Raw genomic sequence first — 22,410 nt, 5'->3', positions numbered from 1 at the left:
CATTTACCGGGTATCGAGAAGTCTCTTCTGGGCATACCGGCGGATTGATTTAAGGGATACCCGCGCAATGGTCCTCATGATCGACAACTACGATTCGTTCACCTACAACCTCGTGCAGTACTGCGGCGAGTTGGGGCAGGAAGTGCGGGTCGAACGCAACGACGCCATCGGTCTCGATGACATCCGCGAGCTGGCTCCCGAGTTCATCATCATCTCGCCGGGGCCGTGCAGCCCGGACCAGGCCGGCATCTCGATGGCGGTGGTGCGCGAGTTGTGCGGCGAATTCCCGATCCTCGGCGTGTGCCTCGGCCATCAGAGCATCGCGCAGGCCTTTGGCGGACGGGTAGTGCATGCCAAGCGCGTCATGCATGGCAAGACCTCGCTCATCCATCACCACGGCACCAGCGTGTTCCGCGATCTCGAGAACCCTTTCACCGCCACCCGCTACCACTCGCTGGTGGCGGAACGCGGGAGCCTGCCCGAGTGCCTGGAGATCACGGCCTGGACCGAGGACGAGCACGGCGGCTTCGACGAGATCATGGGGCTCATGCACAAGACCCTGCCGGTGCACGGCGTGCAGTTCCATCCCGAGTCCATCCTGACGGACCACGGTCACCAGCTGTTGGCAAACTTCTTCGCGCTCGGCCGCGCGCAGGCCTGAGGTCATCATGGATATCCAGGCCGCCATCCGTCGCGTCGTCGACCGCCACGACTTGAGCTTCGAAGACATGCAGAGCGTGATGCGCAGCATCATGAGCGGCGACACCACGCCGGCGCAGATCTCGGGCCTGCTCGTCGCGCTGCGCATGAAGGGCGAAACCATCGACGAGATCGCCGCCGCCGCCAGCGTCATGCGCGAACTCGCGCAGCATGTCGAGGTCGGCATCGCGCCGCTGATAGACACCTGCGGCACCGGCGGCGACGGCATCGGCACCTTCAACATCTCGACCGCCGCCGCGTTCGTGACGGCCGCCGCCGGCGGCCATATCGCCAAGCACGGCAACCGCGCCGCTTCCGGCGCCAGCGGCAGCGCCGACGTGCTGGAAGCGGCCGGCGCGCGCATCGACTTGTCGCCCGCCGAAGTCGCCGACTGCGTGCGCAAGGTCGGCGTCGGCTTCATGTTCGCGCCCGCCCATCACGGCGCCACGCGCCATGCCGCCGTGCCGCGCCGCGAACTCGGCACCCGTACCCTGTTCAACGTGCTCGGGCCCTTGACCAACCCGGCCAATGCCTCGGTGCAGTTGATGGGCGTGTATGACGTTTCGTGGGTGACGCGCGCCGCCGAGGTGCTCAGACGCCTGGGCGTGGCGCGCGCGATGGTGGTATGCGCCGAGGACGGCATGGACGAGATCAGCATCGGCGCGCTGACCCACGCGGCCGAACTGCGCGACGGCGTGGTGACGAGCTTCGTCATCGATCCGCGCGAACTCGGCATCCCCTTTCAGCCGCTGGCGAGCCTCGCCGCCCGGAACCCGACCGAGAGCCTCGCCCACATCCGCGCGGTCTACGACAACCAGGCCGGCCCGGCGCGCGATATCGTCGCGCTCAATGCCGGCGCCGCCATTTACCTGGCCGATCTCGCCGCCGACTTGGCCGGCGGCTTGGCGCGGGCGCGCGAGGTGCTGGCCAGCGGCGCGGCGCGCGATGCGTTCGCGCGCTTCATCGCCCACACCAATTCCTTTCCCAAGCACTGAACGAGCACGCCGCCCATGAGTGACATCCTGACTGAAATCGTGGCCCACAAGCGCACCGAGGTGGCGGCGCGCAAGGCCCGGCGCGCACTGGCCGAGGTCGAGGCGGCGGCGCGCGCGGCGGGACCGACGCGCGGTTTTTTCAATGCGCTGATGCGCAAGGTGGACGCGGGCTTGCCGGCCGTGATTGCCGAATGCAAGAAGGCCTCGCCGAGCAAGGGCGTGATACGCGAGCACTTCGACCCGGCCGCCATCGCGGCGAGCTACGAACGCGGTGGCGCGGCCTGCCTGTCGGTGTTGACCGACGAACGTTTCTTCCAGGGCAAGGATGCCGACCTGCAAGCGGCGCGCGCGGCCTGCACACTGCCGGTCATCCGCAAGGACTTCATGATCGACCCCTACCAGGTAGCCGAAGCGCGCGCGCTCGGCGCCGATTGCATCCTGCTCATCGTCGCCTGTCTCGAGGACGGGCAGATGGACGAACTCGCGCGCACCGCCCAGGACTTTGGTCTCGACGTCCTGACCGAAGTCCATGATCGCACCGAGCTCGAACGCGCGCTGCGGCTGCGCACGCCGATGATAGGCATCAACAACCGCGACCTGAAGCGCTTCGTCACCGACATCGACACCACCATCGGCCTGCTGAAGGACATCCCTGACGATCGCCTGGTGGTGACGGAATCCGGCATCAATACCATCGAAGACATCGCCAGGCTGCGCGGGCAGTCGGTCAATGCCTTCCTGGTCGGTGAAGCGTTCATGCGCGCCGAGGATCCGGGCGCGAAGCTGAAGGAATTGTTTTCCCTGTAGGTGCGAATTCATTCGCACATTCGAGGGTGGACCAATGTCAGACCTCCGTCAGAAAGCAGCCTTATTCCTCCAGTCTGACATTGCGGCCCAAGTGTGCGAATGAATTCGCACCTACAGGTCATCAACGCGTGGTCGCGAACACGTCCTCGATGCTCTTGAAGGCCTTGAACTCGAGGCAGTTGCCCGACGGATCTTCGAGAAAGAAGGTCGCCTGTTCGCCGGGCTGGTCCTTGAAACGGATATGCGGCGCGACGCGGAAGCTGACGCCGATGTAGTTCATGTGATCGACCGCGCGGTGCCAGTCTTCCCAGCTCATGATGAGCCCGAAGTGCGGGATCGGGATGTCGTGGCCATCGACTTCGTTGGTCGGCGATGGCACGCCCTTGCCGAGGCAATGGGCGGAGATCTGGTAACCGAAGAAATCGAAATCGATCCAGGTGTCGCTGCTGCGCCCGACCCGGCAACCCAGCACGTCGACGTAGAAATTGCGCGTCGCTTCCAGGTCGTTGACGCGGAAGGCGAGATGGAACAGCGGGCGCTGACGGAATTCCTCAACCGCCGCTGGGGCTTGCTTGCTCTTGGCCATCGCGGGCTCCGTAGGTCTTGAATCGTTGCAGGGCGTCGCTCATCTCGGCGGCGCTCAACAATATCGGCACGCCCGCGCTCGAGGCCAACAGGTATTGCCTGGCCAGTTCTTCGACTTCGCGGGTCATGTCCAGGGCGCGCTCGAGCGAGGCGCCGAGCGCGATCATGCCATGGTTGGCCAACAGGCAGGCGCGGCGCCCGGCGAGCGCGACCAGCGCCGCGTCGGACAAGGCCTGGGTGCCGAAAGTGGCGTAGCCCGAACAGCGGATGGAATCACCGCCGGCCTTGGCAATCATGTAGTGGAAGGCCGGAATGTCGCGGCGCTGGCAGGCCAGCGCGGTGGCGTAGGGCGAATGGACATGCACCACGGCATGGGCGTCGGCGCGCGCGGCATAGATATCGCGGTGGAAACGCCATTCGCTGGACGGCTGTTGCGCAGGGTCGTGGAGCGTGCCGTCGAGGTCCATGGCGACCATCGCCGCCGGCGTCAGCGCGCCGGGCTTGACGCCGCTCGGCGTGACGATGAATCCCTCGTCCACCCGCACGCTGACATTACCGGCCGTGCCGCAGTTCAGGCCCAGCCGTTCGAGAGTCTGACTCGCCGCGCACAGGGCCTCGCGCAGCGCCTCGCTCATTTCAGGAACAGCCGGTAGGCGGGATTGTCGGTCTCGTCCTCGAAACGCATGTCCAGTTCGCGGATGATGGCTTCGAACGCCGCGTAATCGGCGGCCGGCACCTGGATGCCCATCAGCACGCGGCCGTAGGCGGCGCCGTGATTGCGGTAATGGAACAGGCTGATGTTCCAGCGCTGGCCGATGTGCGTGAGGAAACGCAGCAGCGCACCGGGCCGCTCGGGGAATTCGAAACGCAGCAGACGCTCGTTCTTCACGCCGCTGCCATGACCGCCAACCATGAAGCGCACATGCATCTTGGCCACGTCGTCGTCGGTCATGTCGATGGGCGCGTAGCCCTTGTCGCGCAGGTTGGCAATCAGCGCATGGCGCTCGCTGTCGCGGTCCTTGACCTGCACGCCGGCGAATACCGTGGCCTCGGCGTCGTCGCTGTAACGGTAGTTGAACTCGGTGATGAGGCGCGGACCCAGCGCGTGGCAGAACTCGCGAAAACTGCCGGGTCGTTCGGGGATGGTGGCGCCGATCAGCACCTCGCGCCGTTCGCCGAGTTCGGCAAGCTCGGCGATATGCCGCAGGCGATCGAAGTTGACATTGGCGCCGCTCAAGATCGCGACCAGGTTGGCTTGGCGCGTGCCTTCGCGTTTGACGTATTGCTTCAAGCCCGCCAGCGCCAGCGCGCCGGCCGGTTCGGCGATGGCGCGCGTGTCTTCGAAGATGTCCTTGACCGCCGCGCAGATCTCGTCGATGGACACCGTCAGCACTTCATCGACCAGTTCACGCGCGATGCGGAAGGTCTCGACACCCGCCTGGCGCACGGCGGCGCCGTCGGCGAAGATGCCGATGCGTTCCAGCATCACGCGCTCGCCGGCGTCCAGCGCCGCTTTCATGCAGGCCGCTTCGTCGGCCTCGACGCCGATGACCAGGATCTCCGGGGCCAGTGCCTTGACGTAGGCGGCCACGCCCGCAATCAGGCCGCCGCCGCCGACCGGCACGAAGATCGCGCCCAGCCCACGCTGGTGCTGGCGCAGGATCTCCATTGCCACCGTGCCCTGGCCGGCGATCACGAGCGGATGGTCGAAGGGCGGAATGTAGGTCTGTTCGCGCGTGTCGGCGAGCTTGTGCGCGTGTTCGCTCGCCTCGTCGTAGGTGTTGCCGTGCAGGACGATGTCGGCGCCGAGACGCCGCACCGATTCAATCTTGATCTCCGGCGTGGTCTTGGGCATGACGATGGTGGCGCGCGTACCCAGCACTCGCGCCGCCAGCGCCACGCCCTGCGCATGGTTGCCGGCCGAGGCGGTGATGACCCCACGGCCGAGTTCATCGGCCGACAGCGAGGCCATGAGATTGTAGGCGCCGCGGATCTTGTACGAGAACACCGGCTGCATGTCTTCGCGTTTCAGGAGCACGCGGTTGCCGAGACGCCGCGAAATGGCGGGCGCCTCGTCCAGCGGCGTTTCGCGCGCAACGTCGTACACCGGCGCGCGCAGGATCATCTTCACGTAGTTATCGAGCATGGGCTTAAGATAACATTTGCGCCTTCCAAAACCGATTCTTATGCGGAGTTGAGACGCCATGGCGGGGCAGGACGACAAGAAACGCGCGGCCGCGGAAGCGGCGCTGGCCTACGTGATGGACGACGACATCGTCGGCGTCGGCACCGGCAGCACCGCCAACTATTTCATCGACGCGCTGGCCACGCGCAAGGCACGCATCAATGGCGCGGTGGCGAGTTCCGAAGCCAGCGCGGCACGTCTGCGCGGCCATGGCATCCAGGTGTTGGAGCTCAACGCGGTCAGCGACATCCCGGTCTATGTCGACGGCGCCGACGAGGCCAATCGCCATCGGCACCTCATCAAGGGCGGCGGCGGCGCGCTGACGCGCGAGAAAATCGTCGCCCAGGCCAGCCTCAAGTTCGTGTGCATCATGGACGATTCCAAGCTGGTCGCACGGCTCGGCGCCTTTCCGCTGCCGGTCGAGGTCATCCCCATGGCGCGCAGCTTCGTCGCGCGCGAGCTGGTCAAGCTCGGTGGCGCACCGGAGTGGCGCGCCGGCTTCACCACCGACAACGGCAACCTCATCCTCGACGTGCACAACCTCGCCATCGACAACCCGGTGACCCTCGAGGAAGCCATCAATCACATTCCGGGCGTGGTGACCAATGGCCTGTTCGCGCGCCGGCCGGCGGACGTCCTGCTGATCGGCACCGACCACGGCGTCGACACGCTGGTCTAGGGCCGTCATGGGCCGCTGGCTCATCGCTGTCGGTTTGCTGCTGGTGGTGGTGGGCCTGGCCTGGCCGTGGCTGTCCAAGCTGCCGCTCGGGCGTCTGCCGGGCGATATCGTCATCGAGCGCGAGCACTCGCGCTTCTATTTCCCATGGGTGAGCTGCCTCGCGATCAGCGCGCTGGCGAGCCTCGCGCTATGGTTTTTCCGCCGTTGAGGCCGGCTCCATGTCGGTGCCGCCATCGTCTTCGTTCGGTTCTTCTTCGGACTTGACGACGTAGCGCGCGAACAGCAATCCGACCTCGTAAAGCATCCAGATCGGAATCGACAGCATGCACTGCGAGAACACGTCGGGCGGCGTCAGGATGGCGCCGGCGGTGAAAGCCGCCACGATCACGTAGCGACGCTTCTCGGCCAGGTCCGCCGCGCTGATCATGCCGGTGCGCACCACCAGGAAGGTCGCCACCGGCACTTCGAAGGCAAAGCCGAAGGCAAGGAACATCTTGATCACGAAGTCGAGATACTTGCTGATGTCGGTCATCACCGTCACGCCTTCCGGCGCGGTGGTGGTGAAGAAGCCGAAAGCGAGCGGAAACACCACGTAGTAGCAAAACGCCACGCCGATGTAGAACAGCGCGGTGCTGGAGATCAGCAGCGGCAGCGCCAGGCGCCGTTCATTGAGGTACAGCCCGGGCGCGACAAAAGCCCACGCCTGGTAGAACACGAAGGGAATCGAAACGAACAGCGCGGCGAAGGCGGTCAGCACGAACGGCGCATAGAACGACGACGCGACCTCGGTCGCGATCATGCTGGTGCCACCGGGCATCTTGGCCAGCAGCGGCGCGGCCAGCCATGAATAGATTTGGTTCTGGAACGGCAGCATGCAGAGCAGCACCACGCCCACACAGGCAATCGCGCGCAGAAGCCGCGAGCGCAGTTCGATCAGATGCGATATGAAAGTCTGTTCGCCGCCTTCCGGCTTGCCTTCCGACGACGACGCGGAAGCGGACGAAGCTTGCAGGTCTTTGGAGTCTGACATGGCCGAAGTCGCGATGCGCGCGCGCGTGCGTGGGTGGCGGTTCAGGCCGGATCGCCGGCCTTGCTCGCGGGGGCGGCGGGAGTCGTGGCCACGGCAACTGCGTCGGCGGGTTCACCAGCGGCCGCTTCGGCAAGGGGCGCCGGCTCGGCCGCCGCGGCCTGCTCCAGCGCCGCCTCGCGCGAGGTGGGCGCGCCCAGCGGGTTGCGCGCCAGTTCCTTCAGGCGCCGGTCTTCTTCCAGGAACTCGCGGTTCAAGGCCTTGAACTCCTGGGTGTGCGCTTCGCGCTCGAACTCCGAGCGCAGCTCACGCGCCACGCGCTGCATGCGTCCCAGCCATTGGCCGGTGGTGCGGATGAGGCCGGGCATGCGCTCCGGGCCGACCACCACCAGCGCCACGACGAAGATCAGCGCGAGTTCCCAGAAACCGACGTCGAACATGGGTGGGCGTCAGACGCGCTCGTGTTCGGTGCGGGCTTCGCCTTCGATGACCTTGCCGTTGTCGGGCTTGGCCGCGGTTTCTTCCGCGGTATCCTCGCGCATCGCTTTCTTGAAATCGCGGATCCAGCCGCCCACGTCGGCGCCGACGTTCTTGATCTTCTTGGTCCCGAACAACAGGATGACGATGATCAGCACCACGATCAGATGTTGAATAGAAAAGCCCATGATTTTCTCCTGTTGAGCGTGTGTGACGGGATGCGGGCCTACTTCGCCGCGCGCTCCGCTTTCTCAGTGACGCCCGAGCGCCCGAATCTGCGTTCGAGCTCAGCCAATACAGCCGACGGTTCGATGCCTTTGAATTTGAGCAGAACCACCGAATGAAACCATAAATCAGCAGTCTCGTATACGATTTGCGCCGCATCACCGCCCTTGCCGGCGATGATGGTCTCGGCCGCTTCTTCCCCGACTTTCTTCAGGATCTTGTCGAGGCCGGCGTCGAACAGCCCGGCCACGTAGGAGGACTTGGGATCGGCGCCGCGACGCTCGTCTATGACTTGCGCCAGTCGTTCGAGAACATCACTCACCGCTCTTCTCCTCGTCCGTCGTGCCGTAAATCCGCGCCGGGTCGCGCAGCACGGCGTCGGTTTCGCGCCATTCGCCGTCGTTGAACACGCGGTAAAAACACGACTCCCGTCCGGTGTGACAGGCGATTCCCCCAAGCTGTTCCACGCGCATCAGGACGGCGTCGCCGTCACAGTCGAGACGCAGCTCGCGTATCAGCTGCACATGGCCTGATTCCTCGCCCTTGCGCCACAGCCGGCCGCGCGAGCGCGACCAGTAGACCGCGCGTCCTTCCTGTAAGCTCGCTTCCAGGGCATTTCGGTTCATCCACGCGACCATCAGCACGCGCCCGCTGTCGGCGTCCTGGGCGATTGCCGCCACCAAGCCGTCCTTGTCCCACTTGACGGCATCCTGCCAGCTCACCGCCGAACCTCGATGCCGGCCGCCGCGAGCCGCGCCTTGGCGGCGCCCACGGTGTGTTCGCCGAAATGGAAGATGCTGGCTGCCAGTACCGCGTCGGCATGGCCCTGGCGGATGCCGTCGACCAGGTGGTCGAGTCCGCCGACGCCGCCCGAGGCAATCACCGGGATCGGCACGGCGTCGGCCACCGCGCGCGTCAGTTCGACGTCGTAGCCGTCGCGGGTACCGTCGCGGTCCATGCTGGTCAGGAGGATCTCGCCGGCGCCGGCCTCGGCCATGCGTACCGCCCAGGCCACGGCATCGAGACCGGTAGGCTTGCGGCCGCCATGGGTGAATACTTCCCAGCGCAAGGGGTCGTCGCCGACGCGGCGCGCATCGATGGCGACCACGATGCATTGCGCGCCGAACTTGGCGGAGGCCTCGGCGACGAAAGCCGGGTTGTTGACCGCCGCGGTATTGATGCCGACCTTGTCGGCGCCCGCCTTCAGCAGGCGGCGCACGTCGGCGACAGTGCGTACCCCGCCACCGACGGTGAGCGGGATGAAGACCTGGGCGGCGACCGCCTCGACCACGTGCACGATGGTCTCGCGCGCGTCGCTGGAGGCGGTGATGTCGAGAAAGGTGATTTCGTCGGCGCCTTCGCGGTCGTAGCGACGCGCGATTTCCACCGGGTCGCCGGCATCGCGGATATCGACGAAGCGGACGCCCTTCACCACGCGTCCGGCATCGACATCCAGACACGGGATCACCCGCTTGGCGAGGCCCATCAGCCGGTCTTGCCGCCACACAGCTCGTCGGCGAGCGCTTGTGCGGCGGAGAAATCCAGGGACCCTTCGTAGATCGCGCGACCGGTGATCGCGCCTTCGATACCCTCGTGGGCCACCGCGCACAGGGCGCGGATGTCGTCGAGATTGGTCACGCCGCCCGAGGCGATGACCGGGATGGTCAGGGCACGGGCGAAAGCCACGGTGGCGTCCATGTTCAGGCCGCTCATCATGCCGTCGCGGCCGATGTCGGTGAAGACGATGGCCTCGACGCCGTCGGACTGGAAATGCAGGGCGAGGTCGATGGCATCGTGGCGCGACAGCTTGGACCAGCCGTCGATGGCCACCTTGCCGTCGCGTACGTCCAAGCCGACGATGATGTGGCCGGGAAATTCCAGGCACATGTCGGACACGAAGTGCGGCGCGGTGACGGCCTTGGTGCCGAGGATGACGTAGCTGACGCCGGCATCCAGGTAGCGCTGGATGGTGTCCTCGTCGCGGATGCCTCCGCCGACCTGGATGGGCACATCCGGGCAGTGTTCGGCGATGGCATGGATGATTTCGTGGTTGACCGGTTTGCCGTCGGTGGCACCGTTCAAGTCGACGATGTGCAGGCGTCTCGCGCCTGCCGCGACCCACCGCCTGGCGATCGCCAGCGGATCGTCGGAGTAAACCGTGTCGCGGTTCATGTCGCCCTGCCGAAGGCGGACGCATTTACCGTCTTTGATATCGATGGCCGGGATCAGCAACATGGGACAGGGGCGGCGTCGTGACAGAGCGGGGCTTAGGTTTGCTGTTTTTTACTTGGGCGGCTTTGTTTTCAAGCGCTCGGGAAATGTTAGCACAAGGACTTTCGAAGATCGTCCAGTGCCGCGCCCCGTGCTCAGTGCGCCTCGTCCCAATTCTGCCCGCGACCGACGTCGACCACCAGCGGTACCGCCAGCTCGGCGGCGCCGGTCATGATCTCGGCCAGGCGCGCGGCCACCGTGTCGGCTGCCGCGACGTCGACTTCCAGCACCAGTTCGTCGTGCACCTGCATGATGAGGTCGGCCGGCACCGCGTCACGTTCAAGCCAGGCCGCGACCGCGATCATGGCGCGCTTGATGATGTCGGCGGCGGTGCCCTGCATGGGCGCGTTGATGGCGGTGCGCTCGGCGTACTGGCGACGTTGCACGTTACGGGTGTTGATCTCGGGCAGGTACAGGCGCCGACCAAATACCGTTTCGACGTAACCCTGCTCGTGGGCCAGGGCGCGGATCCTGTCCATGTAGGCCCGGACCTCGGGATAGCGCTCGAAATAGCGGTCGATGTAAGCCTGGGCGGCGCCCCTGTCGATGCCGAGCTGGCGGGCGAGGCCGAACGCCGACATGCCGTAGATGAGACCGAAGTTGATGGCCTTGGCGGCGCGGCGTTGCTCATCGCTGACCGTCGTGAGGGTGGCGCCGAACACCTCGGCGGCGGTCGCGCGGTGCACGTCCTGGCCACTGGCGAACGCGGCGGTCAAGCCGGCGTCGCCGGACAGGTGGGCCATGATGCGCAGCTCGATCTGCGAATAGTCGGCGGCAATCAGCAACCGCCCCGGCGGCGCGATGAAGGCCTGGCGGATGCGCCGCCCCTCGTGGCTGCGAATGGGAATGTTCTGCAGATTCGGATCGGTCGATGACAGGCGTCCGGTCGCGGCCACGGCCTGGTGATAACTGGTGTGCACGCGACCGGTCACGGCATTGAGCTGCTCGGGCAACTTGTCGGTGTAGGTGGACTTCAGCTTCGACAGCGAACGGTGGTCGAGGATGAGCTTGGGCAGCGCGTGCTCGGCGGCCAGCTCTTCGAGCGCCGATTCGGCGGTCGACGGCTGCCCGGTCGGCGTCTTGGACAAGACCGGCAGCTTGAGCTTGTCGAACAGGATGGCCTGGATCTGCTTGGGCGAACCGATGTTGAACACTTCTCCGGCTTCGTTGTGCGCGCGCGCTTCGATTTCGCGCATGCGTTCATCGAGTTCCGCGCTCTGCTCGCGCAGCAAATCGCCGTCGATCAAGACGCCGCGCCGCTCCATCGCCGCCAGCACCGGCAAGAGCGGCATTTCGATTTCCATCAGCACGCGCTCGAGGCTCGCTTCACCCTCGATGCGCGGGTACAGGTGCTGGTGGAGACGCAGGCATACCTCGGCATCTTCCGCCGCGTAAGGTCCGGCCTGTTCCAGCGCCACCTGCTCGAAGCCGATTTGCTTGGCGCCCTTGCCGGCCACGTCCTCGTAATGAATCGTGTGGTGACCGAGATACTTCAACGCCACCGAGTCGAAGTCGTGGCGACCGGCGGTGCTGTTGAACACGTAGGACTCGAGCATGGTGTCGTAGGCGATGCCGCGCAGGTCGATGCCATGATTGAGCAGCACGTTGCGGTCGTACTTGAGGTTATGGCCGACCTTGCGCGGCGTTTCGGCTTCCAGCAGCGGCTTGAGCTTGGCCAGCACGGTATCGAGGTCGAGCTGCGGCGGCACTCCGACATAGTCATGCGCGAGCGGCACGTAGGCGGCGCGGCCGGCGGTATGACTGAACGACACGCCGACCAGGCGCGCCTGCATGTAATCGAGGCTGGTGGTCTCGGTATCGAAGGCGAACAGCTCCGAGGCGGCCAGCTCGGCCAGCCACTCGTCGAAGCGCGCCATGTCGAGCACGGTTTCGTACTCGGCGGTGGTTTGCGGCGGCGGTGGTGGTGGCGCCTCGGCGCTCGCCTCCTCGAGCTGACGCCCGCGCAGGTCCTTCAACCAGCTGTTGAATTCGTAGCGCTGGAACAGCTCGGTGAGGCGCGTGTCGTCCGGTGCGGCCAGCTTGAGTTGTTGCGGGTGGATGCCGGTGTCGATGTCGCGCATCACCGTCACCAGGCGCCGCGACAGGGGGATCTGCGCGAGAGCCGCGCGCAGGTTGTCGCCGACCTTGCCGCCGATGTCGGCGGCGTGCGCGATCACGCCGTCGAGCGAACCGTAGGTGTTCAGCCATTTGCAGGCGGTCTTGGGGCCGACCATCGGCACGCCGGGAACGTTGTCGACGCTGTCGCCGACCAGCGTCAGGTAGTCGATGATGCGCTCGGGCGGCACGCCGAACTTGGCCAGCACGCCGGCCGGGTCGAGCGTGGTGTTGTCCATGGTGTTGATGAGCGTGACCTGCTCGTCGACCAGTTGCGCGAGATCCTTGTCGCCCGTCGAGATCAGCACTTGCATGCCGGCCACGCGTGCCTGTTCCGCGAGCGAGCCGATGACATCGTCCGCTTCCACGCCCGGCAGCTGCAGCAGGGGCATGCCCATGGCCCTGATCATGTCGTGCAGCGGTTCGATCTGGGCGGCGAGATCGTCGGGCATGGACGGTCGATGCGCCTTGTAATCAGGAAACCACTCGTCACGGTGGGTCGGCCCGCGCGGGTCGAATACCACCGCGAAGTGTTCGGTCGGATAGGTGTTGCGCAAGCGCCGCAGCATCGCGATCACGCCATGCATCGCGCCGGTGGGCTCGCCCTTGGAATTGTTCAAGGCGGGCAAGGCGTGAAAAGCGCGATACAGGTACGACGAGCCGTCGACCAGGACGAGCAACTGGGACATGAAGTGTGTGCCTCGAGCGGAACCGTGTCACCGCACGGCAATGGCTGCCGTGATTCCGTGCGGGATTCGATGGTATTCTACGCGGGCAATCAAGCGCCAAGGCAATGCCTGCGAGTACCCCATGAGAGCAACTCTAGTCGCCCTTCTTGTCAGCAGTCTTGCCGCGCCGCTCGTGTGCGTGGCTGCCGACGACAACGCAAAATTCGGCGAAGTGCCGCCACCGCCGCCCGCGGCCACCGTGCCGGTGCCCGACCAGGACGACGATCCGGCGTCCAGCGCGAGCGGCCCCGAGCCCGAAGTCACCATCGTGCAGCGCAAGGACGCCAAGGTCGAAGAATATCGACTCAACGGCCGTCTCTACATGGTCAAGGTCATGCCCTTCGTCGGCCCGCCCTATTACTTCGTCGATCGCGATGGCGATGGCTTGATGGAATCGAAGATCAATGGGCGCGGCGCCGAACCGCGTGCGCCGCAGTGGGTGATCCTGAGCTGGTAAGCCGGCGCATCTGACCCCTCACGTCCGCGCGCCGGCGAGTGCGCGGACTTAGCCCCGGTCGCGGCATGTCCGTCTACACCGTCATCGAGCGCGACGAACTCGAAGCCTTTCTGGCCGACTACGAGGTCGGCACGCTACGCGACTACAGTGGCATCACCGCCGGCATCGAAAACACCAATTATTTCGTCTCGACCACGGCCGGCGCCTATGTGCTGACCCTGTTCGAATTCACGCCGGCCGCCGAACTGCCGTTCTTCCTGGCGCTGATGGCGCATCTTGCCGAACACGGGGTGCCGAGCGCCCACCCGTTGGCCGATCGCGCCGGCCGCTACCTGCGTGAACTGAAAGGCCGGCCCGCGGCGCTGGTCATGCGCCTGCCCGGCGCGAGCATTGCCCATCCCGGGATTGCCCACTGCCGCGCCATCGGCGCCGCCATGGCGCGCATGCATCTCGCGACGCTCGATTTCGCGCCGCGGCGGGACAACGATCGTGGCCCCGCGTGGCGCGCGGCCACCGCGCGGCAGGTCGCGCCCTGCCTCGACGAATCCGATCGCGCGCTGCTATGGGAATCCGAGCACGAGTTCCGCGCGGACCGTTTCGCCGGCCTGCCGGCCGGCGTCATCCATGCCGACCTGTTCCGTGACAACGCCCTGTTCGAGGCCGAGCGCCTGACCGGCCTCATCGACTTCTATTACGCCCACAGCGGCGCCTTCGTTTACGACCTCGCGGTAGCCGTCGCCGACTGGTGCTTCGATGACCACAAACTGGCGCTGCAAAGCGACCTGGCGGCGGCGCTGCTGGGCGCCTATGACGAGGTGCGGCCGCTACTGGCCGAGGAAAAGTCGGCGTGGATGCCGGCGCTGCGCGCCGCTGGATTGCGCTTCTGGCTGTCGCGCCTGAAAGACCTGCATTTTCCGCGTGACGGCGCGCTGGTGCACATCAAGGATCCGCAGCCATTCAAGCGCGTGCTGTTGCACGGTCGCGGCGACGCCGCCGCTTTCGAAAAAATTCTTCCCTGAAAACAAAAAGGCCCGGCAGAGCCGGGCCTTTTCGTCACCTGAGCGCTGGACTCAGTTGTTGGTCACGACCAGGTCGACGCGACGGTTCTGGGCCATGTTGGCCGCCGAATCGTTCGGCGCCACCGGCTTCGACTCACCAAAGCCCGCCGAGGTCAGACGCGCGGCGCTGATGCCCTTGCCGACCAGGTAGTCCATCACCGACTTGGCGCGCTTCTCGGACAGCGCCTGGTTGTAGGTATCGGAACCACGGCTGTCGGTGTGACCTTCGACGCGCACCGACACGGCGGCCTGCTGGTTCAGCACGTCCACCGCCTGGTCGAGGATGGTGGTCGACTCGGCCTTCAGCTTGGCGCTGTCGAAGTCGAAGTTCACGCCCTGCAGGGACATGAGGGTCGAACCGACTTCCGGGCAGCCTTCCGCGTTGACCTTGACGCCGGCCGGGGTACCCGGGCACTTGTCATTGGGGTCGATGACGCCGTCACCATCGGAGTCCTTGGGTGCAACGGCAACCGGCTTCGGCGCCGGGGCGGGAGCGGCAGCCGGGGCCGGCGCGGGGGCCGGCGGCGCGGCCGGCTTCTCACGGCACAGGAAGTAACCGGCGGTGGCGCCCAGCACGGCGCCCGCGGCCATCGGGCCGGCATCGTCACCGCCGACACCTGCGGCGACGCCCGCGCCGAGTGTTGCGCCGAGCAACGGGCACAGCACGGTGGCCGGTTTGATCTCCTGGTTCGCACAGCCCGCGGCCAGCGCGGCCATGAGCAGAACGAGCGCAATTCGGTAAAGTTTATTCATCGCCGAAGTCCCCACTAGATTCAGTTTGTAGTTGAGCCGTCATTGCACCGCTCACGGTGCCGATCCCAAGCATTCCATCGCTTCGTCTTGTTGCAGAAATGCGACGGCGAAACGGCAACAGGGATGATAACACAAAAAATATCGATGCCTAGAGCGGCCGCGCCGCGCTGAAAGCTCCCTGGTTGCCGGGCCTTGCGCGCGGTTTTGCGAGGGCCGGGAGCGGCGCGCGAGGCGCGCGCCTGCTGTGGCCGAAACCACACGAGCGCCGCTCAGTGCGCGCCGTTTTCCAGCGCCTGCAGCAATTCCCGGCGACGCTCGAGGCGCGAGTCCGAGAGGAACTCCTGGGCCAGGGCCTCGGCGTGACGCACGTCGGTATGGGTGACGATGTGTTTGATTTCGAGCAGCGCGGCCGGATGAACGCTGAACTCGGTCAGGCCGAGGCCCAGCAACAGGCGCGTGTAACGCACGTCGCCGGCCATCTCGCCGCACATCGCGACCGGAATGCCGGCGCTGCGTCCGGCGCCGATGGTGGTCGCCACCAAGCGCAGTACGCCGGGGTTCAACGGGTCGTACAAGTAGCTGACCTCGTTGTTGACGCGGTCGATGGCGACCGCGTACTGGATGAGGTCGTTGGTGCCTATCGACAGGAAGTCGAGGTGACGGGCGAACACGTCGGCGCAGATGGCCGCCGCCGGCACCTCGATCATGCCGCCTATCGGCATCGCGGGATCGAAGGCGATGCCGCGCCGCGTGAACTCGTTGCGAATGGTGCCGACGATGTCGAGCACCTGGTGCACTTCGTCGACGCTGGACAGCATCGGGATCATCATGCGCACCGGCCCGAAGGCCGACACCCGGATGATGGCGCGCAGCTGCGGCCAGAACAGCGAGGGCTCGCGCAGGCACAGGCGGATGGCGCGCAGACCGAGCGCCGGATTGGCCGCGAAGGGAATGTTGGCGACCCCGGTATCCGGCATCTTGTCGGCGCCGAGATCGGCCGTGCGTATGGTGAAGGGCAGGCCTCCCAGCGCATCGATCATTTGCCGATAGGTATTGAAGTGCTCGTCTTCGTCGGGGTAAGTGGCGCGATTCAAGAACAGGAATTCCGTGCGGTACAGGCCGACGCCGTCGGCCCCCACTTCGCGCACGCTCTTGAAGTCTTCCGCCAGTTCGACGTTGGCGTGCAGGTGGATGACCCGCCCGTCGAGGGTCACGGTCGGCGCGTCGCGCAGCACCTGCAGGCTTTCGACGTAACTGACGCGCTCCGCCTGGCGCGAGCGATACTGCGCCAGTACGCGCTCATCGGCGCCGCCCAGCACCACGCCATCGTCGCCGTCGACGATGATTATTTCCTCTTCCTGGATGTAGCGGCGCGCGTGATGCAGGCCGGCGACGCCCGGAATGCCGAGACTGCGCGCCAGGATCGCGGTGTGGGAAGTCGGGCCGCCGAACTCGGTGACGAATCCCGCCACGCCGTGGTGTTGCAGCAGCACCAGGTCGGTCGGCGCGAGATCGCGCGCGATGATGATCATGCCCTTCAGCTTCTGATCCGGCAGCTCGTGACGCAGCGGCGGATGGCGCAGCAGGTTGCGGAAGATGCGATCGACCACGTGGTCGACGTCGTCCTTGCGCGTGCGCAGGTAGGGGTCTTCCATCTCCTCGAACACCGCGATCAGCGAATCGCGCTGCAGCTTGACCGCCCATTCGGCGTTGACGCGATTGTCGCGCACGATGCGCGCCGGCTCGTCGTTGAACGCGGCGTCGTCGAGCATCAGCATGTGGGTGTCGATGAAGGCGACGATCTCGGCCGGCGTGCCGGGCGGGATATGCGCGCGAATCTCGCGCAGGTGATGCTTGGCCAGCGCCACCGCCGCGTGCAGGCGCTCGACCTCGGCGTCGACCTCGCTGGCGTCGAGGTGGTACTCGGCGATGTCGAGCTGGTTGCGCTCGACGATGTGCACGCGGCCGATGGCAATACCGCGCGAGATCGCAACCCCGTGCAGCGAAAAACTCATGAAGGCTCCCCGAACTTGTCGGCGATGAGCGCGGCCAGCGCGTCGAGCGCCGCCTGCTCGTCGGCGCCGGTGGTGCAGATCTCGATCTCGGCGCCCTGCGCGGCAGCCAGCATCATCACGCCCATGATGCTCTTGCCGTTGACCTTTTTGCCGCCCTTACTGAGCGCCACGTCGCAACCGTAATGGGCGGCGGTTTGCACGAATTTGGCGGCGGCACGCGCGTGCAGGCCGAGCCGGTTGATGATCACGAGTTGCGCTGTAGGCATGAAGTGCGGTCCCGGGACGTACCGTTAAAGATCACGATGACTGATGGCGGCGCGTTTGCCGCGCGCCGCGAATTCTCGCGCCATGCGCTCGGCCATGTACACCGAGCGGTGACGCCCGCCGGTGCAGCCGAAAGCGATGGTGAGATAAGTGCGATTGACCTCTTCGAACTGTTCGACCCAGGTTTCCAGGAAGCGACCGATGTCGCTCGCCATCTGCTGCACCATCGGCGCGGCATCGAGGAAATCCCGCACCGGCGCGTCGCAGCCCGAATAATCGCGCAGCTGCGAATCCCAGTAGGGATTGGGCAGGCAGCGCACGTCGAACACGAAATCGGCGTCGCTGGGCACGCCGTGTTTGAAGCCGAAGGACTGGAACTGCAGGGCCAGCGAACCGCTCGGTCGCTTGGTGATGAGCTCGCGAATCGCGGCGCGGAACTCATGCACGTTGGTGCGGGTGGTATCGATGCGGATGTCGGCGCGCATCGCCAGCGGATCGAGCAGGCTGCGCTCGAGCGCGATGGCGTCGGCCAGCGGCCGTTCCTCCGACGACAATGGATGCTTGCGGCGCGTTTCGCTGAAACGCCTGAGCAGGGTTTCGTCGCTGGCATCGACGAATATCAGCTCGGCCTGCGCGGCTTCCAGCGCGAGGCGGTCCATCACGCCGGGCAGGGAGGCCAGCGCATTGGGCTGGTTGCGCGCGTCGATGCCGACCGCGACCTTGTCGAAGTGGGGCTGGTTCTGATCGGCGATGAAGCGCGCGAAATTGACCAGGATGCCGACCGGCAGGTTGTCGACGCAGTAATAGCCGGCGTCTTCCAGGGCGTGCAGCGCAATCGATTTGCCAGCACCCGACAAGCCCGAGACGATCAGGAATCGTCGGCCCTCGCTCATCGCGCGGACCGTGGGCTGCGGGTGCTGACCGGCGGCATGAAACGCTGCTTCAGCCGCGGTGGTTGGTGACCTTTTCCTTGTGCTTCTTGATCTGGCGGTCGAGCTTGTCGACCAGCGAATCGATGGCGGCATACATGTCGTCATCCTCGCTGTGGGCGTGGATGTCGTTGCCGGCGACATGGATGGTGGCTTCCGCCATCTGGCGCTGCTTTTCCACCCCCAACACCACGTGTACGTTCACGAGGTGGTCGAAATGACGCTCGATGCGGCCGAGCTTGGTCTGGATGTAGTCGTTCATCGAGTCAGTGACTTCGACGTGGCGCCCATCGACTTTGATATGCATGGCTGTCTCCTGCTGGACTGGTCTCATTGATTCTGATTGGCGGCGGCGGGCCGCTCAAGCGATCCGCTTTCGTTCATTGGAAGGCGGGATCGACATCGCTTCACGGTACTTGGCGACGGTACGGCGCGCCACCTGCACGCCCTGTTCGGACAAGAGCTCCGCTATCTTGTGGTCGCTCAGGGGCTTCTGCACGTTTTCGGCGGCGATGAGTTTCTTGATCACCGCGCGGATGGCAGTCGACGAAGCCTCGCCGCCCAAGGTGGTGCTGACGTGGCTGGAAAAGAAGTACTTGAGCTCGAAGATGCCGCGCGGCGTGTGCATGTACTTGCGCGTTGTGACGCGCGAGATGGTCGACTCGTGCATTTCCAGCGCTTCGGCGATGTCGTGGAGCACCAGCGGTTTCATCGCTTCCTCGCCGTGTTCCAGGAACGCACGCTGGCGCTCGACGATGGCGGTGGCGACACGCAACAGGGTTTCACTGCGGCTTTGCAGACTCTTGATGAACCACCGCGCCTCCTGCAGATGGGTACGCAGCGAATTGTTGCTTTCGCTGTTGTCGGCCCGTTTGATCATGCTCGCGTAGTAGGGGTTGACGCGCAATGGCGGCATGGTCTCGGCGTTCAGCTCCACCCGCCAGCGATCCTTGACCTTGTACACGAACACGTCCGGCACGATGTACTCGGTGGCTTCCTCGCTGTACTGGGAGCCGGGGCGCGGATTGAGCGACTGGATGAGGGCGATGACCTCGGCGAGCTCCTCGCGCGCCAGCTTCAGGCGACGCATGAGCTGGTTGTAATCGCGGCTGGCCAGCATTTCCATGTAGTCGGATATGCAGCGACGGGTCTCGACGAGCCACGGCGTGTCGGCCGGCAGTTGCGCGAGCTGCAGCAGCAGGCATTCGCGCAGATCGCGCGCCGCGACGCCGGTGGGCTCGAGACCCTGCACCAGGCGCAGGATGGCCTGCACTTCGTCGGCCTCGAATTCGTCGTCGATGGCGGCGCCAACCGTGGCCGCCAGTTCCTCGAGGGTGCTGGTCAGGTAGCCGGCGGCGTCGAGGTCGTCGACGATGGTCATGGCGATGGCGCGGTCACGGTCGCTGAGCGGCGTCAGGTTGACCTGCCACAGGAGGTGCTCGCGCAGGCTCGGCGGCGAGACGCTGGCGCGTTCGAAGTCGCCGTCCTCGCTGTCGCGGTTGCCGGTGGTGGTGCCGGACGTGGTGAGGGTGTCGTAGATTTCGTCCCAGTCGCTGTCGACCGGCAGTTCGTCGGGAATATCCTCACTGACCGCGCGGCTTTCCGTCTCGACCGGGTCGCCGCCACCCACTTCGAAGCTCGATTCGAAGCTGGGCTCGAATTCGCAGTCGTCGCCGGCGGCGCTGGCGGTCGGTTCGGCGGCGCTGAAGCTCGGGTCTTCGTAATCATCGGCGCCGTCCGCCACTTCGAGCATCATGTTCGAATCCAGTGCCTCCTGGATTTCGACTGACAGCTCCATGGCGGATAGCTGCAACAGGCGAATGGCCTGCTGCAGCTGCGGCGTCATCGTCAGATGCTGGCCGAGCTTCAATTGAAGGGATTGCTTCATATCCTCCCGGCAACCGTCAACTCATGGTCTCTTCGCACTCGATATTCGGACCTATAGTAGCGCACCCGGCTGCGGCTGGTTCAGTACTTGCATAGGTTTTGTGGGACGCGCGCGTAGCGCGTCTTCAAGGATCTTCGGCCGGGCGCGGCCGGCCTTTACAGCTTGAAGGTCTCGCCCAGGTACACGCGCCTGACCTTTTCGTCGGACAGGATGGCCTCGGCATCGCCCTCGGCGATGATGGTGCCCTCGTTGACGATGTAGGCGCGGTCGCAGATGCGCAGGGTTTCCTGCACGTTGTGGTCGGTGATCAGCACCCCGATGCCGATCTGCTTGAGGTGGCGGATGATGCGCTGGATGTCGCCGACCGAAATCGGGTCGACACCGGCGAAGGGTTCGTCGAGCAGGATGAAGCGCGGCTCGGTGGCCAGCGCGCGGGCAATCTCGACGCGGCGGCGCTCGCCGCCGGACAGGGACATGCCGAGGTTGTGGCGGATGTGCTCGATATGGAATTCCTGCAGCAGCGCGTCGAGGCGGCGCTGGCGCTGGTGGTCGTTCAACTCGGCAATGATCTCGAGCACGCCCAGGATGTTCTGCTCGACGGTCAGTTTGCGGAACACCGAGGCTTCCTGCGGCAGGTAGCCGAGTCCCTTGCGCGCACGAACGTCCATCGGCAGCCGCGTGAGGTCCTCGGCATCGAGGTGGATGGAGCCGCCTTCGCTGGCGATGAGCCCGACTATCATGTAGAAGCTGGTGGTCTTGCCGGCGCCATTGGGGCCGAGCAGGCCGATCACTTCACCGCTTTGCACCGTCAGGCTGACGTCCTTGACCACCCGCCGTGAACGGTAGGTCTTGGCCAGGTGGCTGACCGCGAGCACGCTCATGGGCGCAACCCGTCGGGACGCGGCGTCGGCCGGCACACGGTGAACAGCGCGCTCAAGACGAAACCCGGCACCCTTGCGCGTTGACCTTGGCGCCGCCCGCCGAGGCCGGGCACTTGTCGTCGCCGTCCGGCACGCCGTCGCGATCGCCGTCCGGCGCGGGTGGCACGACCACCGCTGCGGGAGCTTGGGTCGCGGCCGCGGCGGGCGCCGGCGCGGGGCTGGCGTCCGGCGGCTTCTTCTTGGGCGGAATGATGATGCGTGACGCGGCCGCTGCCGTCCTTCGGGCGTTGATCCTTGTCGGCCTCGCCGGCGCGCGCCGAACGCGCGGTGATGATGCTCTTCTTGGTGTCGTAGTTGATGCGATGGCCTTCGAACAGCCGCTCGCCCTGGGTCACGCGCGCCTTCTCGATGAGGTTCAGGAGCGAACGGTCGGCGTGGTATTCGATCTGCATGGCCTGGCCGTGCACGTCGTCGTCGTGATCGGGGGTCTGTTTGAACGTGGCGGGACGGCCTTCGAGGTAGGCGTCCTTCATGTCCTTGTTCTCGGTGAAGTTGACGCGCAGACGGTCACCGGTCATGTGCATCGAGCCCTGGTCGACCACCACGTTGCCGACGTACACCGTGGTGTGCTCTTCGTCGTCGAGCTCGGCGAAGTCGGCTTCTATCTGCACCGGCTGCTGGGCGTCGGTCGACAGCGCATGCGCCGGCCCGGCCAGCAGCGCCAGCAACAGCGCCGAGGCGCACGAGGCCATGCGCGGGCGGCGCAGCAGCTGGGTCAGAGTTTCTTCAACTCCGCGGCTTGACGACTTCATGCCTGGCTCTTACTTGGTTCAACAGTTCGAGGCGTTCATGCGCGAAATTGGCGCGCATGCCGATGGAATGGGATACGGTCGCGGGCGCGATGATGGTGGTCGGCTGGTCGGACTCCGCATATTGTTCCTTCGGCAACACTCGCAGTTCCGACGTCAGCACCTGGTAGACGCGCTTGCCGGCCTTGTTCTGTCGCCAGATCTCGACCGGGCCATGCAGCAGCACGACTTCGTTACCCGAACTCACCCAGCCACGCTCGGCAACGACATGCCATGGCTCAAGCCTGCCATTGTAAATCTCAAGATGCGGGCTGGCCAATTCCGTCGAGTCGTCGTCGGGAAAATGCTCGAGGCGCTTGGCATACAGCACGTTGGCCAGCTGGCCCTCGCCGCCCAGGGTGCGACGGACCATGTCGTCGATGTAGTAGTCCGGCTCGTGCATGCGCCGCGCGGCGGCGTTGCGCTCCTCGAGTTCCAGCCGGTGCAGCATCCAGAAACTGCCGACGCTGAGCAGGATGACGGCGAGGGTGGTGAGCCAGGCATTCATGCGGGGGCGCCGGCGG

At 65.6% G+C, this 22,410-nt stretch carries 27 protein-coding genes; 7 read left to right on the top strand and 20 right to left on the bottom strand.

Annotated elements, in window-relative coordinates; genetic code table 11:
• The first annotated feature begins 67 nt into the window (after positions 1-67).
• The 3 genes from IPM80_06610 to trpC are packed head-to-tail and all read left to right on the top strand — an operon-like array spanning position 68 to position 2,501.
• Entirely contained in the window at positions 68-661 is a 594-nt protein-coding gene (locus IPM80_06610; GenBank protein ID MBK8958095.1) for an aminodeoxychorismate/anthranilate synthase component II, read from the top strand.
• Positions 662-668: 7 nt separating this feature from the next.
• A complete protein-coding gene (trpD, locus tag IPM80_06605; protein MBK8958094.1) occupies positions 669-1,694 on the top strand; it encodes an anthranilate phosphoribosyltransferase in 1,026 nt (341 codons plus the stop codon).
• Between the two features lie 15 nt (positions 1,695-1,709).
• Positions 1,710-2,501, top strand: coding sequence for an indole-3-glycerol phosphate synthase TrpC (gene trpC, locus IPM80_06600; protein MBK8958093.1), 792 nt, complete (start codon positions 1,710-1,712; stop codon positions 2,499-2,501).
• A 121-nt stretch (positions 2,502-2,622) separates the two neighbouring features.
• Here the strand turns inward: trpC and IPM80_06595 are convergent, their stop codons facing one another.
• The 3 genes from IPM80_06595 to ilvA are packed head-to-tail and all read right to left on the bottom strand — an operon-like array spanning position 2,623 to position 5,232.
• On the bottom strand, positions 2,623-3,087 hold the full coding sequence (locus tag IPM80_06595; GenBank protein MBK8958092.1) for a VOC family protein: 465 nt from the start codon (positions 3,085-3,087) through the stop codon (positions 2,623-2,625).
• Positions 3,053-3,721 (bottom strand): class II aldolase/adducin family protein, encoded by a 669-nt coding sequence (locus IPM80_06590; protein ID MBK8958091.1) that lies wholly within the window; start codon positions 3,719-3,721, stop codon positions 3,053-3,055. Before IPM80_06590 ends, IPM80_06595 begins: the two co-directional genes overlap by 35 nt.
• Complete coding sequence (gene ilvA / locus IPM80_06585) at positions 3,718-5,232, bottom strand: threonine ammonia-lyase, biosynthetic (protein MBK8958090.1); 1,515 nt, start codon at positions 5,230-5,232, stop codon at positions 3,718-3,720. Before ilvA ends, IPM80_06590 begins: the two co-directional genes overlap by 4 nt.
• Positions 5,233-5,290: 58 nt before the next feature.
• On the opposite strand from ilvA, the gene rpiA reads away from it, so the two are divergent.
• Both rpiA and IPM80_06575 read left to right on the top strand, forming a co-directional pair.
• A complete protein-coding gene (rpiA, locus tag IPM80_06580; GenBank protein ID MBK8958089.1) occupies positions 5,291-5,950 on the top strand; it encodes a ribose-5-phosphate isomerase RpiA in 660 nt (219 codons plus the stop codon).
• A 7-nt stretch (positions 5,951-5,957) separates the two neighbouring features.
• Complete coding sequence (locus IPM80_06575; GenBank protein MBK8958088.1) at positions 5,958-6,158, top strand: DUF2905 domain-containing protein; 201 nt, start codon at positions 5,958-5,960, stop codon at positions 6,156-6,158.
• Here IPM80_06575 and tatC read toward each other — a convergent pair.
• The 8 genes from tatC to polA form a co-directional block, all read right to left on the bottom strand.
• Positions 6,138-6,980 (bottom strand): twin-arginine translocase subunit TatC, encoded by an 843-nt coding sequence (gene tatC, locus IPM80_06570; GenBank protein MBK8958087.1) that lies wholly within the window; start codon positions 6,978-6,980, stop codon positions 6,138-6,140. The genes IPM80_06575 and tatC overlap by 21 nt on opposite strands.
• A gap of 41 nt (positions 6,981-7,021) precedes the next feature.
• Positions 7,022-7,417 carry a twin-arginine translocase subunit TatB gene (gene tatB, locus IPM80_06565; protein ID MBK8958086.1) on the bottom strand — a complete coding sequence of 132 codons (396 nt, stop codon included), beginning with the start codon at positions 7,415-7,417 and terminating at the stop codon, positions 7,022-7,024.
• A gap of 9 nt (positions 7,418-7,426) precedes the next feature.
• Complete coding sequence (tatA, locus tag IPM80_06560; protein ID MBK8958085.1) at positions 7,427-7,645, bottom strand: twin-arginine translocase TatA/TatE family subunit; 219 nt, start codon at positions 7,643-7,645, stop codon at positions 7,427-7,429.
• 35 nt (positions 7,646-7,680) lie between these two features.
• Complete coding sequence (locus IPM80_06555) at positions 7,681-8,001, bottom strand: phosphoribosyl-ATP diphosphatase (protein ID MBK8958084.1); 321 nt, start codon at positions 7,999-8,001, stop codon at positions 7,681-7,683.
• Positions 7,994-8,401, bottom strand: coding sequence for a phosphoribosyl-AMP cyclohydrolase (gene hisI, locus IPM80_06550; protein ID MBK8958083.1), 408 nt, complete (start codon positions 8,399-8,401; stop codon positions 7,994-7,996). Before hisI ends, IPM80_06555 begins: the two co-directional genes overlap by 8 nt.
• Entirely contained in the window at positions 8,398-9,165 is a 768-nt protein-coding gene (hisF, locus tag IPM80_06545; GenBank protein ID MBK8958082.1) for an imidazole glycerol phosphate synthase subunit HisF, read from the bottom strand. The genes hisI and hisF overlap by 4 nt, the downstream gene beginning before the upstream one ends.
• A complete protein-coding gene (hisA, locus tag IPM80_06540) occupies positions 9,165-9,914 on the bottom strand; it encodes a 1-(5-phosphoribosyl)-5-[(5-phosphoribosylamino)methylideneamino]imidazole-4-carboxamide isomerase (GenBank protein MBK8958081.1) in 750 nt (249 codons plus the stop codon). The genes hisF and hisA overlap by 1 nt, the downstream gene beginning before the upstream one ends.
• Before the next feature lie 131 nt (positions 9,915-10,045).
• A complete protein-coding gene (polA, locus tag IPM80_06535) occupies positions 10,046-12,754 on the bottom strand; it encodes a DNA polymerase I (GenBank protein ID MBK8958080.1) in 2,709 nt (902 codons plus the stop codon).
• A gap of 121 nt (positions 12,755-12,875) precedes the next feature.
• Here polA and IPM80_06530 point away from each other — a divergent pair, with 121 nt between their 5' ends.
• Positions 12,876-13,250 (top strand): DUF2782 domain-containing protein, encoded by a 375-nt coding sequence (locus tag IPM80_06530; GenBank protein MBK8958079.1) that lies wholly within the window; start codon positions 12,876-12,878, stop codon positions 13,248-13,250.
• A 65-nt stretch (positions 13,251-13,315) separates the two neighbouring features.
• Positions 13,316-14,269, top strand: coding sequence for a homoserine kinase (locus IPM80_06525; GenBank protein ID MBK8958078.1), 954 nt, complete (start codon positions 13,316-13,318; stop codon positions 14,267-14,269).
• A gap of 51 nt (positions 14,270-14,320) precedes the next feature.
• Here IPM80_06525 and IPM80_06520 read toward each other — a convergent pair whose 3' ends face one another.
• The 9 genes from IPM80_06520 to lptC form a co-directional block, all read right to left on the bottom strand.
• The gene (locus IPM80_06520; protein ID MBK8958077.1) at positions 14,321-15,061 is read right to left on the bottom strand and encodes an OmpA family protein; all 741 of its coding nucleotides are present in this window, start codon (positions 15,059-15,061) and stop codon (positions 14,321-14,323) included.
• A gap of 269 nt (positions 15,062-15,330) precedes the next feature.
• A complete protein-coding gene (gene ptsP / locus IPM80_06515) occupies positions 15,331-17,076 on the bottom strand; it encodes a phosphoenolpyruvate--protein phosphotransferase (protein ID MBK8958076.1) in 1,746 nt (581 codons plus the stop codon).
• Positions 17,073-17,342, bottom strand: a complete 270-nt coding sequence (locus IPM80_06510) for an HPr family phosphocarrier protein (GenBank protein ID MBK8958075.1) — start codon at positions 17,340-17,342, stop codon at positions 17,073-17,075. The genes ptsP and IPM80_06510 overlap by 4 nt, the downstream gene beginning before the upstream one ends.
• Positions 17,343-17,366: 24 nt before the next feature.
• Positions 17,367-18,233, bottom strand: coding sequence for an RNase adapter RapZ (gene rapZ / locus IPM80_06505; GenBank protein ID MBK8958074.1), 867 nt, complete (start codon positions 18,231-18,233; stop codon positions 17,367-17,369).
• A 49-nt stretch (positions 18,234-18,282) separates the two neighbouring features.
• Positions 18,283-18,576: a ribosome-associated translation inhibitor RaiA gene (gene raiA, locus IPM80_06500; GenBank protein MBK8958073.1), complete on the bottom strand. Its 294-nt coding sequence runs from the start codon at positions 18,574-18,576 to the stop codon at positions 18,283-18,285.
• Positions 18,577-18,630: 54 nt separating this feature from the next.
• A complete protein-coding gene (locus IPM80_06495; protein ID MBK8958072.1) occupies positions 18,631-20,157 on the bottom strand; it encodes an RNA polymerase factor sigma-54 in 1,527 nt (508 codons plus the stop codon).
• A gap of 155 nt (positions 20,158-20,312) precedes the next feature.
• Positions 20,313-21,038: an LPS export ABC transporter ATP-binding protein gene (gene lptB, locus IPM80_06490; protein ID MBK8958071.1), complete on the bottom strand. Its 726-nt coding sequence runs from the start codon at positions 21,036-21,038 to the stop codon at positions 20,313-20,315.
• On the bottom strand, positions 21,035-21,850 hold the full coding sequence (gene lptA / locus IPM80_06485; GenBank protein ID MBK8958070.1) for a lipopolysaccharide transport periplasmic protein LptA: 816 nt from the start codon (positions 21,848-21,850) through the stop codon (positions 21,035-21,037). Before lptA ends, lptB begins: the two co-directional genes overlap by 4 nt.
• A complete protein-coding gene (gene lptC, locus IPM80_06480; protein ID MBK8958069.1) occupies positions 21,825-22,394 on the bottom strand; it encodes an LPS export ABC transporter periplasmic protein LptC in 570 nt (189 codons plus the stop codon). Before lptC ends, lptA begins: the two co-directional genes overlap by 26 nt.
• Positions 22,395-22,410: the final 16 nt, after the last annotated feature.

This window comes from Pseudomonadota bacterium, from assembly GCA_016719885.1.
Taxonomy (GTDB): domain Bacteria; phylum Pseudomonadota; class Gammaproteobacteria.
Note: the sequence above shows the minus strand (reverse complement) of the source record. Positions and strands in the feature narration are given on the sequence as shown.

Coding starts and splice junctions, on each gene's coding strand:
- IPM80_06610 (MBK8958095.1), top strand. CDS start 68: ATGGTCCTCATGATCGACAACTACGATTCGTTCACCTACAACCTCGTG.
- trpD (MBK8958094.1), top strand. CDS start 669: ATGGATATCCAGGCCGCCATCCGTCGCGTCGTCGACCGCCACGACTTG.
- trpC (MBK8958093.1), top strand. CDS start 1,710: ATGAGTGACATCCTGACTGAAATCGTGGCCCACAAGCGCACCGAGGTG.
- IPM80_06595 (MBK8958092.1), bottom strand. CDS start 3,087: ATGGCCAAGAGCAAGCAAGCCCCAGCGGCGGTTGAGGAATTCCGTCAG.
- IPM80_06590 (MBK8958091.1), bottom strand. CDS start 3,721: ATGAGCGAGGCGCTGCGCGAGGCCCTGTGCGCGGCGAGTCAGACTCTC.
- ilvA (MBK8958090.1), bottom strand. CDS start 5,232: ATGCTCGATAACTACGTGAAGATGATCCTGCGCGCGCCGGTGTACGAC.
- rpiA (MBK8958089.1), top strand. CDS start 5,291: ATGGCGGGGCAGGACGACAAGAAACGCGCGGCCGCGGAAGCGGCGCTG.
- IPM80_06575 (MBK8958088.1), top strand. CDS start 5,958: ATGGGCCGCTGGCTCATCGCTGTCGGTTTGCTGCTGGTGGTGGTGGGC.
- tatC (MBK8958087.1), bottom strand. CDS start 6,980: ATGTCAGACTCCAAAGACCTGCAAGCTTCGTCCGCTTCCGCGTCGTCG.
- tatB (MBK8958086.1), bottom strand. CDS start 7,417: ATGTTCGACGTCGGTTTCTGGGAACTCGCGCTGATCTTCGTCGTGGCG.
- hisF (MBK8958082.1), bottom strand. CDS start 9,165: ATGGGCCTCGCCAAGCGGGTGATCCCGTGTCTGGATGTCGATGCCGGA.
- hisA (MBK8958081.1), bottom strand. CDS start 9,914: ATGTTGCTGATCCCGGCCATCGATATCAAAGACGGTAAATGCGTCCGC.
- polA (MBK8958080.1), bottom strand. CDS start 12,754: ATGTCCCAGTTGCTCGTCCTGGTCGACGGCTCGTCGTACCTGTATCGC.
- IPM80_06530 (MBK8958079.1), top strand. CDS start 12,876: ATGAGAGCAACTCTAGTCGCCCTTCTTGTCAGCAGTCTTGCCGCGCCG.
- IPM80_06525 (MBK8958078.1), top strand. CDS start 13,316: ATGTCCGTCTACACCGTCATCGAGCGCGACGAACTCGAAGCCTTTCTG.
- IPM80_06520 (MBK8958077.1), bottom strand. CDS start 15,061: ATGAATAAACTTTACCGAATTGCGCTCGTTCTGCTCATGGCCGCGCTG.
- ptsP (MBK8958076.1), bottom strand. CDS start 17,076: ATGAGTTTTTCGCTGCACGGGGTTGCGATCTCGCGCGGTATTGCCATC.
- IPM80_06510 (MBK8958075.1), bottom strand. CDS start 17,342: ATGCCTACAGCGCAACTCGTGATCATCAACCGGCTCGGCCTGCACGCG.
- rapZ (MBK8958074.1), bottom strand. CDS start 18,233: ATGAGCGAGGGCCGACGATTCCTGATCGTCTCGGGCTTGTCGGGTGCT.
- raiA (MBK8958073.1), bottom strand. CDS start 18,576: ATGCATATCAAAGTCGATGGGCGCCACGTCGAAGTCACTGACTCGATG.
- IPM80_06495 (MBK8958072.1), bottom strand. CDS start 20,157: ATGAAGCAATCCCTTCAATTGAAGCTCGGCCAGCATCTGACGATGACG.
- lptB (MBK8958071.1), bottom strand. CDS start 21,038: ATGAGCGTGCTCGCGGTCAGCCACCTGGCCAAGACCTACCGTTCACGG.
- lptA (MBK8958070.1), bottom strand. CDS start 21,850: ATGAAGTCGTCAAGCCGCGGAGTTGAAGAAACTCTGACCCAGCTGCTG.
- lptC (MBK8958069.1), bottom strand. CDS start 22,394: ATGAATGCCTGGCTCACCACCCTCGCCGTCATCCTGCTCAGCGTCGGC.